A 14,945-nucleotide genomic window follows, 5' to 3' on the forward strand; every position below is an offset into this window, starting at 1 on the left:
GCCGCGCGCCCAACGAATTGCTTCGAGAATCAAAATGTCCGACGACAAACGCGCCAAGCCCGAGAAAAACAAGTACCCCGTCAACCTGCTCGACACGCCCTTCCCGATGCGTGGCGACCTGCCCAAGCGCGAGCCGCAGTGGGTCAAGCAGTGGCAGGACAAGCAGCTCTACAAGAAGATCCGCGCGGCGCGCAAGGGCGCAAAGAAGTTCGTGCTGCATGACGGCCCGCCGTATGCCAATGGCGATATCCACATCGGCCACGCCGTCAACAAAGTGCTCAAGGACATGATCATCAAGGCGCGCGGCCTGAGCGGGCTTGACGCCGTCTACGTGCCCGGCTGGGACTGCCACGGCATGCCGATCGAGATCCAGATCGAAAAGAAGTTCGGCAAGGGCCTGCCGGTGCAGGAAGTCCAGGCCAAGGCGCGCGCGTATGCCACCGAGCAGATCAAGCGCCAGATGGTGGACTTCGAGCGACTGGGCGTGCTGGGCGACTGGGACCATCCCTACCTGACCATGAACTACAGCAACGAGGCGGACGAACTGCGTGCGCTCGGCAAGATCATGGAAAAGGGCTATGTGTTCCGCGGCCTGAAGCCGGTGAACTGGTGCTTCGACTGCGGCTCGGCGCTGGCCGAGGCGGAAGTCGAGTACAAGGACAAGGTCGACCTGTCGATCGACGTGGGCTTCCCGTTTGCCGAGACCGACAAGCTGGCGCACGCCTTCAAGGTGCCGTTCGACCAGATCAACGCGAAGCCGGGCTGGATCGTGATCTGGACCACCACGCCATGGACCATCCCCAGCAACCAGGCGCTGAACGTGCACCCCGAGGTGGAATACGCACTGGTCGATACGCCGCGCGGCTACCTGGTCCTGGCCACCGAGCGCGTCGAGGAGCAGCTGAAGGTCTACGCGCTGGAAGGCAAGGTCGTCGCCACGGCCACCGGCGCCGCGCTGTCGGAAATCCGCTTCCACCACCCTCTGGCCAAGATGGACGCGGGCTATGACCGCCTTTCGCCGATCTATCTGGGCGACTATGTCACCACCGACACCGGCTCGGGCATCGTGCACTCGGCCCCCGCCTATGGCGTGGAAGACTTCCAGTCGTGCAAGGCGCACGGCATGCCCGACAGCGACATCATCAGCCCGGTGATGGGCAACGGCGTCTACGCCGGTACCCTGCCGCTGTTCGGCGGGCTGTCGATCTGGGATGCCAACCCCAAGATCGTCGACGCGCTGCAGGAATCGGGCAACCTGTTCAATTCGCACAAGTACACCCACAGCTACATGCACTGCTGGCGTCACAAGACGCCGATCATCTACCGCGCCACCTCGCAGTGGTTCGCGGGCATGGACGTGGATCCGGCCGACGAGAACGGCAAGCCCGTCCCGACCCTGCGCGAGACCGCGCTGGCCGGCATCGAGGCGACCGAGTTCTTCCCGTCGTGGGGCAAGCAGCGCCTGCACAACATGATCGCCCACCGGCCGGACTGGACCCTGTCGCGCCAGCGCCAGTGGGGCGTGCCGATGGCGTTCTTCGTGCACAAGGAAACCGGCGCGCTGCATCCGCGCACGCCCGAGTTGCTGGAAGCCATCGCCAAGCGCGTCGAGCAGCAAGGCATCGAGGCCTGGCAGACGCTGGACCCGGCCGAACTGCTGGGCGACGAAGCCAGCCAGTACGAGAAGAACCGCGACACGCTCGACGTCTGGTTCGACTCGGGCACCACGCACTGGTCCGTGATCCGCAGCTCGCACCGTGACGACCTGTACGACCCGGCCGCCGACCAGCCCGAAGGCCGCCTGGCCGACCTGTACCTGGAAGGCTCCGACCAGCACCGCGGCTGGTTCCACTCGTCGCTGCTGACCGCGTCGATGCTGTACGGCAAGCCGCCCTACAAGGCGCTGCTGACGCACGGCTTCACCGTCGACGGCGAGGGCCGCAAGATGTCCAAGTCGGTCGGCAACACCGTGTCGCCGCAGGACATCTCCAACAAGATGGGCGCCGAGATCATCCGCCTGTGGGTGGCCTCGACCGACTACTCGGGCGAGCTGTCGATCTCGGACGAGATCCTCAAGCGCGTGGTGGAGAGCTATCGCCGCATCCGCAACACGCTGCGCTTCCTGCTGTCGAACCTGTCCGACTACGACCACGCCAGGCACGCGCTGCCGCCGTCGGAATGGCTGGAGATCGACCGCTACGCCGTGGCGCTGACCGACCGGCTGCAGAAGGAGGTGCTGTCGCACTACGAAGCGTACGAATTCCACCCGGTGGTGGCCAAGCTGCAGACCTTCTGCTCGGAAGACCTGGGCGGCTTCTACCTGGACGTGCTGAAGGACCGCCTCTACACCGCCGCTGCGGACTCCAAGGCCCGCCGCGGGGCGCAGAACGCGCTGTACCACATCACCCAGGCGATGCTGCACTGGATGGCGCCGTTCCTGTCGTTCACCGCCGAGGAAGCGTGGCAGATCTTCGCCCACGGCACCGAACATACCGACACCATCTTTACCAGCACCTACTACGCGTTGCCCGAAGTGGACGACGGCGCTGACGACCTGCTGCAGAAGTGGCACACGCTGCGCGAAGTGCGCGCCGAAGTCACGAAGCAGCTCGAAGCGGTACGCGTGGAAGGCGAGATCGGCTCGTCGCTGCAGGCCGAGCTGACGATCCAGGCCGGCGGTCCGGTGCTGGAAGCGCTGCGCAGCCTGGGCGACGACCTGCGCTTCGTGCTGCTGACCTCGTCGGCCAAGGTCGCGCCGGCACCGGAAGCCGGCGACCTGCTGGTGACGGTAACGCCGTCGGCGCACGCGAAGTGCGAGCGCTGCTGGCACTACCGCGCCGATGTCGGCCACAACCCGGACCATCCCACCCTCTGCGGCCGCTGCGACAGTAACCTGTTCGGCGCCGGTGAACACAGGAGCCATGCCTGATGGCATCGTCCACGTCCCGTTCCGCTCGCCCGGCCCGCCGCGGCAGCAAGGCCGCCGGCAACACCACGCCGCTGCTGTGGCTGGCGTTTGCGCTGCTGGTGGTGCTGCTTGACCAGTTCTTCAAGATCGTCATCGTGCGCAGCTTCACCTACGGTGAGTCGCGCCCGGTCACCAGCTTCTTCAACCTGGTGCTGGTCTACAACAAGGGCGCGGCGTTCAGCTTCCTGGCAGACGCCGGCGGCTGGCAGCGCTGGTTCTTTACCGGCCTGGGCATCGTGGTCGGGGCGTTCATCGTGTGGCTGCTGTATCGCCATACCGGGCAGCGGCTGTTCTGCTTCGCGGTGTCGCTGATCCTGGGCGGCGCGGTCGGCAACGTGATCGACCGCGTGGTCTACGGTCACGTGGTCGACTTCCTGGATTTCTACGTGGGCAGGTATCACTGGCCGGCCTTCAATGTCGCCGACTGCGCGATCACGGTCGGTGCGGTGCTGCTAATCGTGGATGAGTTGCGGCGGGTACGGCGGCACTAAACGCCGCGACCGCACGCAGGTGACGCCGGGGCCGCGAAAGCGGCCCTGTTGCCATCCTTCGCGAGCGCCGGCAGCAGCCCTCGCGCCGTGCCGGTATCATGCCGGTTTCCACCCTGATCCCCACCCTTCGAGCCCACCATGGATTTGCGCGGCAAGCACATCGTTCTCGGCCTGACCGGCGGCATCGCCTGCTACAAGTCGGCCGAGCTGGTTCGCCTGCTGACCAAGGCCGGCGCCACCGTGCAGGTGGCCATGACCGAGGCGGCAACCCACTTCATTACCCCGGTGACGATGCAGGCGCTGTCCGGCCGCCCGGTGTTCCTGTCGCAGTGGGACGCCCGCATCGACAACAACATGGCGCATATCGACCTCTCGCGCGAGGCCGACGCCATCGTCATCGCCCCGGCTTCCACCGATTTCATGGCGCGCCTGGCCAATGGCCTGTGCGACGACCTGCTGAGCACGCTGTGCATCGCACGCGACTGCCCGCTGCTGGTGGCACCGGCGATGAACCGCCAGATGTGGGCCGCGCCGGCAACCCAGCGCAACGCCGCGCAACTGCGCGCCGACGGCGTGACCATCCTGGGGCCGGGCAGTGGCGACCAGGCCTGTGGCGAAGTCGGCGACGGCCGCATGCTCGAGCCGGAAGAACTACTCGACGACATCATCGCTTTCTTCCAGCCCAAGCCGCTGCAAGGCAGGCGCGTGCTGATCACCGCCGGCCCGACCTTCGAGGCGATCGACCCGGTGCGCGGCATCACCAACCTGTCGTCAGGCAAGATGGGCTTCTCGATCGCGCGCGCGGCGCGCGAGGCCGGCGCCGAGGTCCTGCTGGTGGCCGGACCAACCAGCCTGCCGACGCCGCGCGGCGTGGCGCGCACCGACGTGCGCAGCGCGCAGCAGATGCATGACGCGGTGCTGGCACAGCTGCCCGGCGCCGACGTCTTCGTCGCCGTGGCCGCGGTGGCCGACTGGCGCCCCGCCGAGGTGGCGCAGCAGAAGCTGAAGAAGGCCAACGACACCGACACGCCCACGCTGCAGTTCGTGCAGAACCCCGACATCCTCGCCACCGTGGCGGCGCGCACGGATGCGCCCTACTGTGTCGGCTTTGCCGCCGAGAGCGAGAACCTGGAGCAGTACGGCGAACAGAAGCGCCAGCGCAAGGGCGTGCCGCTGCTGGTCGGCAATATCGGGCACCATACCTTTGGCCTGGACGACAACGAGATCGTGCTGTTCGATGCCGCCGGCATGACACGGCTGCCGCGCGCCGACAAGCTCTCGCTGGCGCGCCAGCTGGTAGCCGCGATCGGCCAGCGGCTGCCGGGCCGCGCGCGGCCCTGAACGCGGAGCCGTCCAATGACCAAGCCACGCCTGCGCCTGTCCGTACTCGACCAGAGCCCCGTCATCGCCGGCCACACCGCGCGCGATGCGCTCGCCGCCACCGTGGAACTGGCGCAGATGGCCGACGCGCTGGGCTACACCCGCTACTGGTGCGCCGAGCACCATGGCCTGCACGGCGTCTGCAATCCCGCGCCCGAAGTGATGCTGGCCCGCATCGGCAGCGTCACGCAGCGCATCCGTCTCGGCTCGGGCGGCGTGATGCTGCCCTATTACAGCCCCTTCAAGGTGGCAGAGCAGTTCCGCATGCTCGAAGGCCTGTTCCCGAACCGGATCGATCTTGGCGTCGGCCGCGCGCCTGGCGGCGACCTGCGCACCGCGCAGGCGGTGGCGATGGGCCAATACGACCGGGGCGCGCAGTTCGAGGAGCAGGTGCGCGACCTGTCGGCGCTACTGCGCGGCGAAGTGCCGCCGGGCCACCTGGCCGAGGGGGTGCTGCTGCAGCCCGAGATCGATACCCGGCCCGAGCTGTGGGTGCTGGGCTCCAGCGACTACGGCGGCGCGCTGGCCGCGCGGCTGGGCCTGCGCTTTGCCTTTGCCCACTTCATCAACGCGCATGCCGGCCACCTGGTGGCACAGCAGTATCGCGAGGATTTCGCGCCCGGCTACGAAGCCAGGCCTTACAGCGCGGCCGCCATCTTCGTGATCTGCGCCGATACCGATGCCGAAGCCGCCGAACTGGAACGCGCCGTCGACCTGCGCCGCCTGCAGATGGCCTATGGCGTCAACGCGCCGATCCCGTCGCTGGCGCAGGCCGCGGAGTTTACGCCTACCGAACGCGATCAGTTCGTGATCGAGCGCGAGCGACCCCGCACCCTGTGCGGCACCCCCGAGCGTGTAGCCGCGCGCATGGAAGCGTTGCGCGAGCAGTTTGCCGCTGACGAACTGGTCGTGCTGAGCGTCACCGCCAGCTACGCCGCGCGGCTGCGCACCTACGAACTGCTGGCACAGGCGTTCGACCTCGGCGGCACGGCCTGAGCCCGTCCGTCCGGTATCATGCGCCGCTGCCACCCAACCCGTTGAACCGAATTCCCCAGGATTGCCCATGACCCAGCCCCTGAACCCCACCGTCGAAATCAAGGTGCTCGATGCCCGCCTGAACGAATGGGGCCTGCCCGCGTACCAGAGCGAAATGGCCGCCGCCATCGACCTGCACGCCTGCGTCGATGAACCGGTGACGATTGCGCCGGGTACCGCCGCGCAACTGGTGCCCGCCGGCATCGCCGTGCATATGGGCAACCCCTATATGGCCGCGACCATCGTGCCGCGCTCGGGCCTGGGCCACAAGAAGGGCCTGGTACTGGGCAACTCGATCGGCGTGATCGATGCCGACTACCAGGGCCAGATCATGGTCAGCGTGTGGAACCGCAACGCGCCGGGCACCGAGCCGATCGTGATCCAGCCAGGCGAGCGCATCGCGCAGATGATGTTCGTGCCGGTGCTGCGACCGGTGTTCACGACGGTCGACGAGTTCAGCGAAGACAGCGAACGCGGTGCGGGTGGCTTCGGCTCGACCGGTGTGCATCACGCCAAGGCCAGCGCCTGATCCCAGCGCCCCGACAAAGTAAAACTGGCGCCCTGCGGCGCCAGTTTGCATTTCAGCCCCGCTGCTCGAACAGCAACGCCACGCCACCCGCCGCCTCGGCCGGCACCAGCGTCTCGCGCGGGCCCAGATCGTGGGTGAGCACCCCGGCCGCACGCCACAGCGCACGCGCCGCAGCCAGGTCGCCGGTGCGCAAGCGAATCGCCGCGTAGCCTGGCACATCGCGCTGCACATAACCCGTTCCGGTCGCCGAGGCCAGCGCCTGCGGCGTGCTGACCACCAGCGTGGCGTCATCCAGCGCCAGGCTGCTGACATGCTCGCTCAGCTGCGTCAGCTCGCCGCCGGTCAGTTCCGCGTAGGCCCGCGCGGCGGCATCGACCAGCGCAGGCGCCACCACCAGGAACATGGTCGCGATGCTGTCGGCGCCGTTGGCGTGCGACATCCATTCCGGCCGCCACAGCAGTTCCGGCGTGCGGTGCTCGCAGACGAAGTAGCGTGCGCCCGGTGCATCGTCGAGTGCCGTCACGCGGAAGGTGGCCGGATGTTCGCTGCCATCGTCCAGCCGCACCGGGCGCGAGAACTCGATGGGATCCGAGGTGTACCAACCCGACCCACGCAGCCGCGCGGCCGTGCCGAAGGCGTCGGCGCTCTTGCACGACATCGCCGCGCAGCCGCCGCCGCGCGCCTGCGCGTCCCAGTAGTACTGGCGGCTTGAGCTGGGCGCGGTCACGTGCAGCAGTTCGACATAGTCGTGACGCAGCATGATGCAGTGGTTCTGCGAACCCAGCGTGTGGTAGCCGCGCGGCGTCAGCGTAAAGCCGAGCCGCTGCCAGGCCTGCACCCCCGCATCGAGGTCGGGACACACCACCACCGCATGGTCGAACATTTCTGCTTGGCTTGCCATCGACATCACCTCAGTCTGTGCGGCGGGCGCCCCTGCGCCCGGCCGCCGTCATTCGAACTGGATATTGGCCTTGCGCGCCACGGCCTGCCACTTGTCATGCTCCTGGCGCACCAGCTTGCCGAGGTCGGCCGGGCTGCCGCCGACGATCTCGAAGCCCTGCGCGGCCAGCGCATCGACCACGCGCGGCTGGCGCAGCGATTCGACCAGCGCATGGTGGATCCGCGTGACCGTTGCCGCGGGCAGGTTCGCGGGTCCGAACACGCCGATCCAGGAATAGGCTTCAAAGCCCTTGAGTCCCTGCTCGGCAACGGTCGGCACCTGCGGCAACTGACGCAGGCGACTGGTGCCGGTCACGCCCAGCACCTTGATGGTGCGGGCCGCCACATGCGCCTGTACCGCGGCATAGCTGCTGAAAAAAAGATCGACCTCATTGGCCAGCACCGCCTGCACGGCCGGGCCGCCGCCCTTGTAAGGCACGTGGAGCATATGCATGCCGGCTTCGGTCGCCAGCGCCTCGGCCGCAAGCTGGTTCAGGCTGCCGATGCCGGACGAGGCAAAGCGCACGCTATCGGGCTTGGCCCTGGCCAACGCCACCAGCTCGCGCACGTTGGAGGCTGGCAACGAGGGATTGGCCGCGATCACCAGCGGGAAGCGCACCAGCTGCGAGATCGGCGTGAAATCGTGGAAGGTGTCGTAGGGCAGCTGCTTGTAGGCAAACGGGTTGATGGCGTGCGTATCGAACGCCATCAGCAGCGTGCTGCCGTCCGGCCTGGCGCGCGCCACGGTGCTGGACGCGATCAGGCCGCCGGCACCCGGCTTGTTGTCGACCACCACGGCCTGCCCCAGCGCCGCCTTCAGCCCCGGCTGCAACTGCCGCGCGACGATATCGACGCTGCCGCCCGGCGGGAATGGCAGCACCAGCGCCAGTGGACGGTTGCCGGCCGGCGCCTCGGCGGCGGCGGCGCGCATCATCGGAACGGGCATGGCGCCCAGCGGCAGGATCTTGAGCAGCAGGCGGCGGCGCCGCGTGCGTTCGGCAGAGGACATCGGGTATTCGAGCGTTGGCGGCCACAAAGCCGGCGGCCGCCGGGACAAAAAAGAAGAGGCGGCACAAGCCGCCCCCTGTATTTTGCCCGATGATCGGCCACGTTGCAGGCAACCCCGGCCAGGCAGCGCCCGGATCGGCACGATCCGGTGCGATTTTCGGCCGGATCGGTTGCCGCTCAGGCCTCGGCGCGCTGCTCTTCCGGCGCCTCGGGCGGTTCCGGCTCGATCTCGGAGAAATCGAGCTTGATCTGGTCCTGCTCGTCCAGGTCGACCACCACCTTGCCGCCGGACACCAGCCTGCCGAACAGCAGCTCGTCGGCCAGCGCCTTGCGGATCATGTCCTGGATCAGGCGCTGCATCGGGCGCGCGCCCATCAGCGGATCGAACCCCTTGTGCGCCAGGAACTTGCGCAGCTTCTCGGTAAAGCTGGCTTCCACCTTCTTCTCGTGCAACTGCTCTTCCAGCTGCATCAGGAACTTGTCGACCACGCGCAGGATGATTTCCTCGTCCAGCGAGCGGAAGCTGATGGTGGAATCCAGCCGGTTGCGGAACTCCGGCGTGAACATGCGCTTGATGTCGGCCATCTCGTCGCCCTGCTCGCGCGAGCTGGTGAAGCCGATGGTGGCGCGGTTCATGGTTTCCGCCCCCGCATTGGTGGTCATGATGATGATCACGTTGCGGAAGTCGGCGCGCCGGCCGTTGTTGTCGGTCAGCGAACCATGGTCCATCACCTGCAACAGGATATTGAAGATATCCGGGTGCGCCTTCTCGATTTCGTCCAGCAGCAGCACGCAGTGCGGCTTCTTGGTGACGGCTTCGGTCAGCAGGCCGCCCTGGTCAAAGCCCACGTAGCCCGGGGGCGCGCCAATGAGCCGGCTCACCGCGTGGCGTTCCATGTACTCGGACATGTCGAAGCGCAGCAGCTCGATGCCCATGATGAAGGCGAGTTGCTTGGCGACCTCGGTCTTGCCCACGCCGGTGGGGCCCGAGAACAGGAACGAGCCGATCGGCTTGTCGGTCTTGCCCAGGCCGGCACGCGACATCTTGATCGCGGATGCCAGCGCCTCGATCGCGGGATCCTGGCCGAACACCACCGACTTCAGGTCGCGTTCCAGCGTCTGCAGCTTGCTGCGGTCGTCCTGGTTCACGCTCTGCGGCGGGATGCGCGCGATGCGCGAGACGATGTCCTCGATCTCGCCCTTGCCGATGGTCTTCTTCTGCTTGGACTTCGGCAGGATGCGCTGCGCCGCGCCGGCCTCGTCGATCACGTCGATCGCCTTGTCCGGCAGGTGGCGGTCGGTGATGAAGCGGGCCGACAGCTCGGCCGCGGCGGTCAGCGCAGAAGCCGCGTACTTGACGCCGTGGTGTTCCTCGAAGCGCGACTTCAGGCCGCGCAGGATCTGCACGGTCTGGTCGACCGAGGGCTCGACCACATCGATCTTCTGGAAGCGCCGCGACAGCGCCGCGTCCTTCTCGAAGATGCCGCGGTACTCCGTGAACGTGGTCGCGCCGATGCACTTGAGCTGGCCCGACGACAGCGCCGGCTTGAGCAGGTTGCTGGCGTCCAGCGTCCCGCCCGATGCGGCGCCCGCGCCGATCAGCGTGTGGATCTCGTCGATGAACAGGATCGCGTTGGGATTGTCCTTGAGCGACTTGAGCACGCCCTTCAGGCGCTGCTCGAAGTCACCGCGGTACTTGGTGCCGGCCAGCAGCGCGCCCATGTCGAGCGAGTAGACGGTGGCCTTTTCCAGGATGTCCGGGACTTCGTTCTTGGTGATGCGCCAGGCCAGGCCCTCCGCAATCGCGGTCTTGCCGACGCCGGCCTCGCCCACCAGCAGCGGGTTGTTCTTGCGCCGGCGGCACAGCACCTGCACCACGCGCTCGACTTCGCTTTCGCGGCCGATCAGCGGGTCGATCTTGCCGGCCTTGGCCAGCGCGTTCAGGTTCTGGGTGTATTGCTCGAGCGGGCTTTCCTTGCCATCGCCGCCTTCGCCTTCACCAGCCGCATCGCCATGCTTGGCAGGCTCGGACTGGTCCTTGCGGATGCCGTGGCTGATGAAGTTGACCACGTCCAGCCGCGTCACGCCCTGCTGCTGCAGGTAGTAGACCGCGTGCGAATCCTTCTCGCCGAAGATGGCGACGAGCACGTTGGCACCTGTCACTTCCTTCTTGCCGTTGGAAGTGGACTGGACGTGCATGATCGCGCGCTGGATCACGCGCTGGAAGCCGAGCGTAGGCTGGGTATCGACTTCGTCGGTCCCCGGCACCACCGGCGTGTTATCGGCGATGAAGTTCTTGAGGCTAGTGCGCAGGTCCTCGATATTGGCCGCGCACGCGCGCAAGACTTCAGCTGCCGTGGGATTGTCGAGCAATGCCAGCAGCAGATGCTCCACGGTTATGAACTCGTGGCGCGCCTGCCGGGCTTCGACAAAAGCCATGTGCAGGCTCACTTCCAATTCTTGCGCAATCATGCTTCCTCCATCACGCACTGCAGGGGGTGCCCCGCCTGCCGCGCGTGCGTTGACACCAGCTCGACCTTTGTCGCCGCGATATCCCTGGTGTAAATACCGCAGACGCCCTTTCCTTCCCGGTGCACGGTCAGCATGATCTGCGTCGCCGTTTCCCGGTCCCTGCTGAAATACTGCTGCAGGATCATCACGACAAACTCCATCGGAGTGTAGTCGTCGTTAAGCAGCACCACCTTGTACATGGCAGGCGGTTTAAGCGCCTGCTCTTTACGCTCCAGGATGGTGCCCGCTTCGCGTTGTGGGACATTCGCAAGCCGTGTAGCCATGGCTTTATTCTAACCCTTACTCGCAACTCTGCAATTTGGGGAAAAGGCGCCGGATTCAAGGGCCGGGTTACCTGTTTCCGGTTATGGAAAAGCGCGGAACCGCACGCCAGAGGCATTGCAATGCACGTGACGGGATCCGGCCGGACTGATCCGGACAATACCCGATGCTTGCCGCCAAGGTACCATCCCGCGCCGTCCGATTCCCACCACACCCTGCCCGCAGTGGGGATTCCGCCAGCTTGACAGTATGTATGTTTGACAGAAGAATCGATCGCACACCCGCCTGAGGCCAGCGAGTCAAAGCAAAAGGCCAATGGGCGGGTGATCCGTGAGCAGGGAGGCCCACGGCCCGGCGGCGGCGAGTCAGCATCGAGACTGGCCGCCAGCGATTGCACCTCGCCGCGCGTCATCGCTGGCCGCACCTCAGGATGCGGCCGGTCATGGCGTCGCAGTGCGTGCGCGGCAGTCCGTATCATCCGGCCGGCATCGGCTTCCCCGCTTTGAAATCTGCTATTTCGTTGGGGGAGTATATGGCAAGCGGTATCGTCAAATGGTTCAATGACGCCAAGGGTTTCGGTTTTATCAAGCCGGACGAGGGCGAAGAAGAACTGTTTGCGCACTTTTCGGCTATCCAGATGTCGGGCTTCAAGACGCTGAAGGAAGGTCAACGCGTCTCGTTCGAGGTGGTCCAGGGCCCCAAGGGCAAGCAAGCCACCAATATCCAGGACGCCGCCTAAGCTGCGCCGCGACCGTATCCCGGCCGACAGAGCCGTGGGACGGTCTACGAGGGTGCGGGGGGAACTCCCCCGGGACGGGATCGGTGCCAGTGCCCGCCCGGCCGTCTCAGGCGGCCGGGCGGGCACTGGCGCATATCAGCTGCACGCACCGCATCCGACGGAAAGCCCGGCCTCGTGCCGGGCTTTCTGCTTTCCCAAGCCGCCGTGGGCTGCCCAGCTCAGGCCCAGCCGTCGATCTTCAGCCCGCTGGCTTGCTCGGCCTCTTCCTTTGTGACCTGACGCACAGTCTGGCCGAATGTCCAGACATGACCTTCCGGGTCCCGCGCCGTGTAGGTGCGGTCGCCATAGAACTCATCCTGCGGCTCGCGCATGATCACGGCCCCGGCGGCGCGCGCCCGCTCGCAGTGCTGGTCAAGCCCATCCTGCAGGTGCACATGCACCGTCTGCGTATTCTTACCGCCGATCGACGCCGGGCTGGCGGTAAAGTCCGCCCACTCGCTGCCGACCATCAGGTAACTATTGCCGAAGCGCATTTCCGAGTGCACCAGCTGGTCCTGCTGGTCGCGGATCACCATCACCCGCTGGAAGCCGAAGGCGCGCTCCAGCCAGTCCAGCGCGGCCAGCGGGTCCTTGTAGAAGATGGCCGCGCCGAAGGCGGTGCGACGGAAAGGATCGTCCATGGCAGTCTCCCCGGGGCCACCGGCCCGTCCATTGCAATCCCTGACGTTCTAGGCAAGCTGGCGCGCGGGCGCAAGAAAAAACCCCGCAGCCGGGACACGGCAGCGGGGTTTTTCAAGCCAGGACGCCCGCAGCAGCGGGAGTCCGCGCTTACATATTGTCGATCATCACCTGGCCAAAGCCGGAGCACGAGACCTGGGTCGCGCCTTCCAGCAGGCGAGCGAAATCGTACGTGACCTTTTTGGACAGGATCGACTTTTCCATCGACGCGATGATCAGGTCCGCGGCCTCGGTCCAGCCCATGTGGCGCAACATCATTTCCGCCGACAGGATTTCCGAGCCCGGGTTGACGTAGTCCTTGCCGGCGTACTTGGGCGCGGTGCCGTGGGTGGCTTCGAACATGGCCACGGAGTCGGACATATTGGCACCCGGGGCAATGCCGATGCCGCCGACCTGTGCCGCCAGGGCGTCCGAAACGTAGTCGCCGTTCAGGTTCAGCGTGGCGATCACCGAGTATTCGGCCGGGCGCAGCAGGATCTGCTGCAGGAAGGCGTCGGCAATGGCGTCCTTGACGACGATGTCCTTGCCGGTCTTCGGGTTCTTGAACTTGCACCACGGGCCGCCATCGACCAGCTCGGCGCCGAATTCCTTCTGCGCCAGCTCGTAGCCCCAGTCACGGAAGCCACCCTCGGTGAACTTCATGATGTTGCCCTTGTGCACCAGCGTCACCGACGGCTTGTCGTTGTCGATGGCGTACTGGATTGCCTTGCGCACCAGGCGCTCGGTGCCCTCGCGGGAAACCGGCTTGACGCCGATGCCCGACGTGGCCGGGAAGCGGATCTTCTTCACGCCCATCTCGTCCTGCAGGAACTTGATGAGTTTTTTCGCCTGCTCGCTTTCCGCCGCCCATTCGATGCCGGCGTAGATGTCTTCCGAGTTCTCGCGGAAGATCACCATGTCGGTCTTCTCCGGCTCTCGCACCGGCGAAGGCACGCCCTTGAAGTAACGCACCGGGCGCAGGCAGACATACAGGTCCAGCTGCTGGCGCAGCGCCACGTTCAGCGAGCGGATGCCGCCGCCCACCGGCGTGGTCAGCGGGCCCTTGATCGAGACCACGTAGTCCTTGAGCACATCCAGGGTTTCGTCCGGCAGCCATACGTCCGGGCCGTAGACCTTGGTCGACTTCTCGCCCGCGTAGATCTCCATCCAGGCGATCTTGCGCTTGTCGCCATAGGCCTTGGCCACCGCAGCGTCAACCACCTTGATCATCACCGGCGTGATATCGACGCCCGTACCGTCGCCTTCGATATAGGGAATGATGGGGTTGTCCGGGACATTCAGCGAAAAATCCTGGTTGACCGTGATCTTTTCGCCGGCCGGAACCTTGATGTGTTGATACATGACGTCTCCAGTACGGAACGGTTTAGACGGCCGCCGGTGCATGGCCGACGGCGAGACTCGGGAGATGGCGCTGGCATTGTAGCGGGCATCGTCGCCCGCCTAGTACTGCATTGCACCACCCTGCCCTACATTCAGGCAAGTCTTGGTCTTATATAAGACACAAGACTGATTTCGTATTATGCAGCAATCTTTCATCATCCGCCAACCGCGGCGCGCGGCTGCGGCATACTTGCGCCCCATGACCCTGATCGCCCTGAACAAGCCGTACGGCACCATGAGCCAGTTCTCGGAACACCCCACGCGTCCCACGCTGGCCGCTTGCGTGGACGTGCCGGGCGTGTACCCTGCCGGCCGGCTCGATGCGGACAGTGAAGGTTTGCTGCTGCTGACTGACGACGGCGCACTCCAGGCGCGCATTGCCGATCCGCGCCACAAGCTGGAAAAGACTTACCTCGCCCAGGTCGAAGGTAGTCCCGATCCGGCCGCGCTGGCGCGGCTGCGCACAGGTGTCGACCTGGGCGACTTCGTCACGCAGCCGGCCCGGGTGCGTGAAATCGAGGAGCCGGCCTGGCTTTGGCCGCGCCACCCGCCGGTGCGCTATCGCGCCGCGATTCCGACGGCGTGGCTGGAGCTGAAGATCCGCGAGGGGAAGAACCGGCAGGTTCGGCGCATGACCGCGGCGGTCGGCTTTCCCACGCTGCGGCTGGTCCGCGTGGGCATCGGGCCGCTCGACCTGCGCACACTGGGCCTCGCACCCGGCGAGTCCTGCCAGGTCGAGCCCGGCGCGCTGGGCTTGCCGACGGCACGCTCGCCGGCGACCCATGTCTCAAAGACCAGACAGGCGAACGACGCCAAGCGACGTTCTCGTTACAAAAGCTAACAAATGGCGCGTCAACGCGCCCTCCAGGGGCCTCGTTCTTGTCGGTGACACGTCCAATCACGCGTCACAACTTCCGACTGTTCTTATCCTTCGAGGTAATCGCC

At 66.1% G+C, this 14,945-nt stretch carries 13 protein-coding genes; 7 read left to right on the forward strand and 6 right to left on the reverse strand.

Annotated features, from left to right (window positions below; all coding sequences use genetic code 11):
- Window positions 1-34 precede the first annotated feature (34 nt).
- From ileS to dut, 5 genes are all read left to right on the forward strand, one after another.
- A complete protein-coding gene (ileS, locus tag CTP10_RS13520; protein ID WP_116318037.1) occupies window positions 35-2,929 on the forward strand; it encodes an isoleucine--tRNA ligase in 2,895 nt (964 codons plus the stop codon).
- Window positions 2,929-3,459, forward strand: coding sequence for a signal peptidase II (gene lspA, locus CTP10_RS13525; RefSeq protein ID WP_116318038.1), 531 nt, complete (start codon window positions 2,929-2,931; stop codon window positions 3,457-3,459). The genes ileS and lspA overlap by 1 nt, the downstream gene beginning before the upstream one ends.
- Before the next feature lie 138 nt (window positions 3,460-3,597).
- Window positions 3,598-4,800 carry a bifunctional phosphopantothenoylcysteine decarboxylase/phosphopantothenate--cysteine ligase CoaBC gene (gene coaBC / locus CTP10_RS13530; RefSeq protein ID WP_116318039.1) on the forward strand — a complete coding sequence of 401 codons (1,203 nt, stop codon included), beginning with the start codon at window positions 3,598-3,600 and terminating at the stop codon, window positions 4,798-4,800.
- A gap of 15 nt (window positions 4,801-4,815) precedes the next feature.
- A complete protein-coding gene (locus CTP10_RS13535; RefSeq protein ID WP_116318040.1) occupies window positions 4,816-5,835 on the forward strand; it encodes an LLM class flavin-dependent oxidoreductase in 1,020 nt (339 codons plus the stop codon).
- Between the two features lie 67 nt (window positions 5,836-5,902).
- Window positions 5,903-6,403: a dUTP diphosphatase gene (gene dut / locus CTP10_RS13540; protein WP_116318041.1), complete on the forward strand. Its 501-nt coding sequence runs from the start codon at window positions 5,903-5,905 to the stop codon at window positions 6,401-6,403.
- A 52-nt stretch (window positions 6,404-6,455) separates the two neighbouring features.
- Here dut and CTP10_RS13545 read toward each other — a convergent pair whose 3' ends face one another.
- The 4 genes from CTP10_RS13545 to clpS all read right to left on the reverse strand — a co-directional run bounded on the left by CTP10_RS13545 (window position 6,456) and on the right by clpS (window position 11,145).
- Complete coding sequence (locus tag CTP10_RS13545; RefSeq protein WP_116318042.1) at window positions 6,456-7,304, reverse strand: VOC family protein; 849 nt, start codon at window positions 7,302-7,304, stop codon at window positions 6,456-6,458.
- 48 nt (window positions 7,305-7,352) lie between these two features.
- A complete protein-coding gene (locus CTP10_RS13550) occupies window positions 7,353-8,351 on the reverse strand; it encodes a tripartite tricarboxylate transporter substrate binding protein (protein ID WP_116318043.1) in 999 nt (332 codons plus the stop codon).
- Between the two features lie 176 nt (window positions 8,352-8,527).
- Entirely contained in the window at window positions 8,528-10,822 is a 2,295-nt protein-coding gene (gene clpA, locus CTP10_RS13555; RefSeq protein ID WP_116318044.1) for an ATP-dependent Clp protease ATP-binding subunit ClpA, read from the reverse strand.
- Complete coding sequence (gene clpS, locus CTP10_RS13560; protein ID WP_116318045.1) at window positions 10,819-11,145, reverse strand: ATP-dependent Clp protease adapter ClpS; 327 nt, start codon at window positions 11,143-11,145, stop codon at window positions 10,819-10,821. The genes clpA and clpS overlap by 4 nt, the downstream gene beginning before the upstream one ends.
- A gap of 530 nt (window positions 11,146-11,675) precedes the next feature.
- On the opposite strand from clpS, the gene CTP10_RS13565 reads away from it, so the two are divergent.
- Complete coding sequence (locus CTP10_RS13565) at window positions 11,676-11,882, forward strand: cold-shock protein (RefSeq protein WP_116318046.1); 207 nt, start codon at window positions 11,676-11,678, stop codon at window positions 11,880-11,882.
- 218 nt (window positions 11,883-12,100) lie between these two features.
- Here the strand turns inward: CTP10_RS13565 and CTP10_RS13570 are convergent, their stop codons facing one another.
- Together CTP10_RS13570 and icd are read right to left on the reverse strand one after the other, a co-directional pair.
- Entirely contained in the window at window positions 12,101-12,562 is a 462-nt protein-coding gene (locus tag CTP10_RS13570) for a VOC family protein (protein ID WP_063240200.1), read from the reverse strand.
- A gap of 148 nt (window positions 12,563-12,710) precedes the next feature.
- A complete protein-coding gene (gene icd / locus CTP10_RS13575; RefSeq protein WP_116318047.1) occupies window positions 12,711-13,961 on the reverse strand; it encodes an NADP-dependent isocitrate dehydrogenase in 1,251 nt (416 codons plus the stop codon).
- A gap of 238 nt (window positions 13,962-14,199) precedes the next feature.
- Here icd and CTP10_RS13580 point away from each other — a divergent pair, with 238 nt between their 5' ends.
- Window positions 14,200-14,841 carry a pseudouridine synthase gene (locus tag CTP10_RS13580; RefSeq protein ID WP_116318266.1) on the forward strand — a complete coding sequence of 214 codons (642 nt, stop codon included), beginning with the start codon at window positions 14,200-14,202 and terminating at the stop codon, window positions 14,839-14,841.
- The last annotated feature ends 104 nt before the right edge of the window (window positions 14,842-14,945 follow it).

The organism is Cupriavidus sp. P-10, from assembly GCF_003402535.2.
In the GTDB taxonomy this organism is placed as follows: Bacteria; Pseudomonadota; Gammaproteobacteria; order Burkholderiales; family Burkholderiaceae; genus Cupriavidus.

What these genes read in the sequence shown, in the direction of transcription:
- ileS (WP_116318037.1), top strand. Translation starts at nt 35, where the DNA reads ATGTCCGACGACAAACGCGCCAAGCCCGAGAAAAACAAGTACCCCGTC.
- lspA (WP_116318038.1), top strand. Translation starts at nt 2,929, where the DNA reads ATGGCATCGTCCACGTCCCGTTCCGCTCGCCCGGCCCGCCGCGGCAGC.
- coaBC (WP_116318039.1), top strand. Translation starts at nt 3,598, where the DNA reads ATGGATTTGCGCGGCAAGCACATCGTTCTCGGCCTGACCGGCGGCATC.
- CTP10_RS13535 (WP_116318040.1), top strand. Translation starts at nt 4,816, where the DNA reads ATGACCAAGCCACGCCTGCGCCTGTCCGTACTCGACCAGAGCCCCGTC.
- dut (WP_116318041.1), top strand. Translation starts at nt 5,903, where the DNA reads ATGACCCAGCCCCTGAACCCCACCGTCGAAATCAAGGTGCTCGATGCC.
- CTP10_RS13545 (WP_116318042.1), bottom strand. Translation starts at nt 7,304, where the DNA reads ATGGCAAGCCAAGCAGAAATGTTCGACCATGCGGTGGTGGTGTGTCCC.
- CTP10_RS13550 (WP_116318043.1), bottom strand. Translation starts at nt 8,351, where the DNA reads ATGTCCTCTGCCGAACGCACGCGGCGCCGCCGCCTGCTGCTCAAGATC.
- clpA (WP_116318044.1), bottom strand. Translation starts at nt 10,822, where the DNA reads ATGATTGCGCAAGAATTGGAAGTGAGCCTGCACATGGCTTTTGTCGAA.
- clpS (WP_116318045.1), bottom strand. Translation starts at nt 11,145, where the DNA reads ATGGCTACACGGCTTGCGAATGTCCCACAACGCGAAGCGGGCACCATC.
- CTP10_RS13565 (WP_116318046.1), top strand. Translation starts at nt 11,676, where the DNA reads ATGGCAAGCGGTATCGTCAAATGGTTCAATGACGCCAAGGGTTTCGGT.
- CTP10_RS13570 (WP_063240200.1), bottom strand. Translation starts at nt 12,562, where the DNA reads ATGGACGATCCTTTCCGTCGCACCGCCTTCGGCGCGGCCATCTTCTAC.
- icd (WP_116318047.1), bottom strand. Translation starts at nt 13,961, where the DNA reads ATGTATCAACACATCAAGGTTCCGGCCGGCGAAAAGATCACGGTCAAC.
- CTP10_RS13580 (WP_116318266.1), top strand. Translation starts at nt 14,200, where the DNA reads ATGACCCTGATCGCCCTGAACAAGCCGTACGGCACCATGAGCCAGTTC.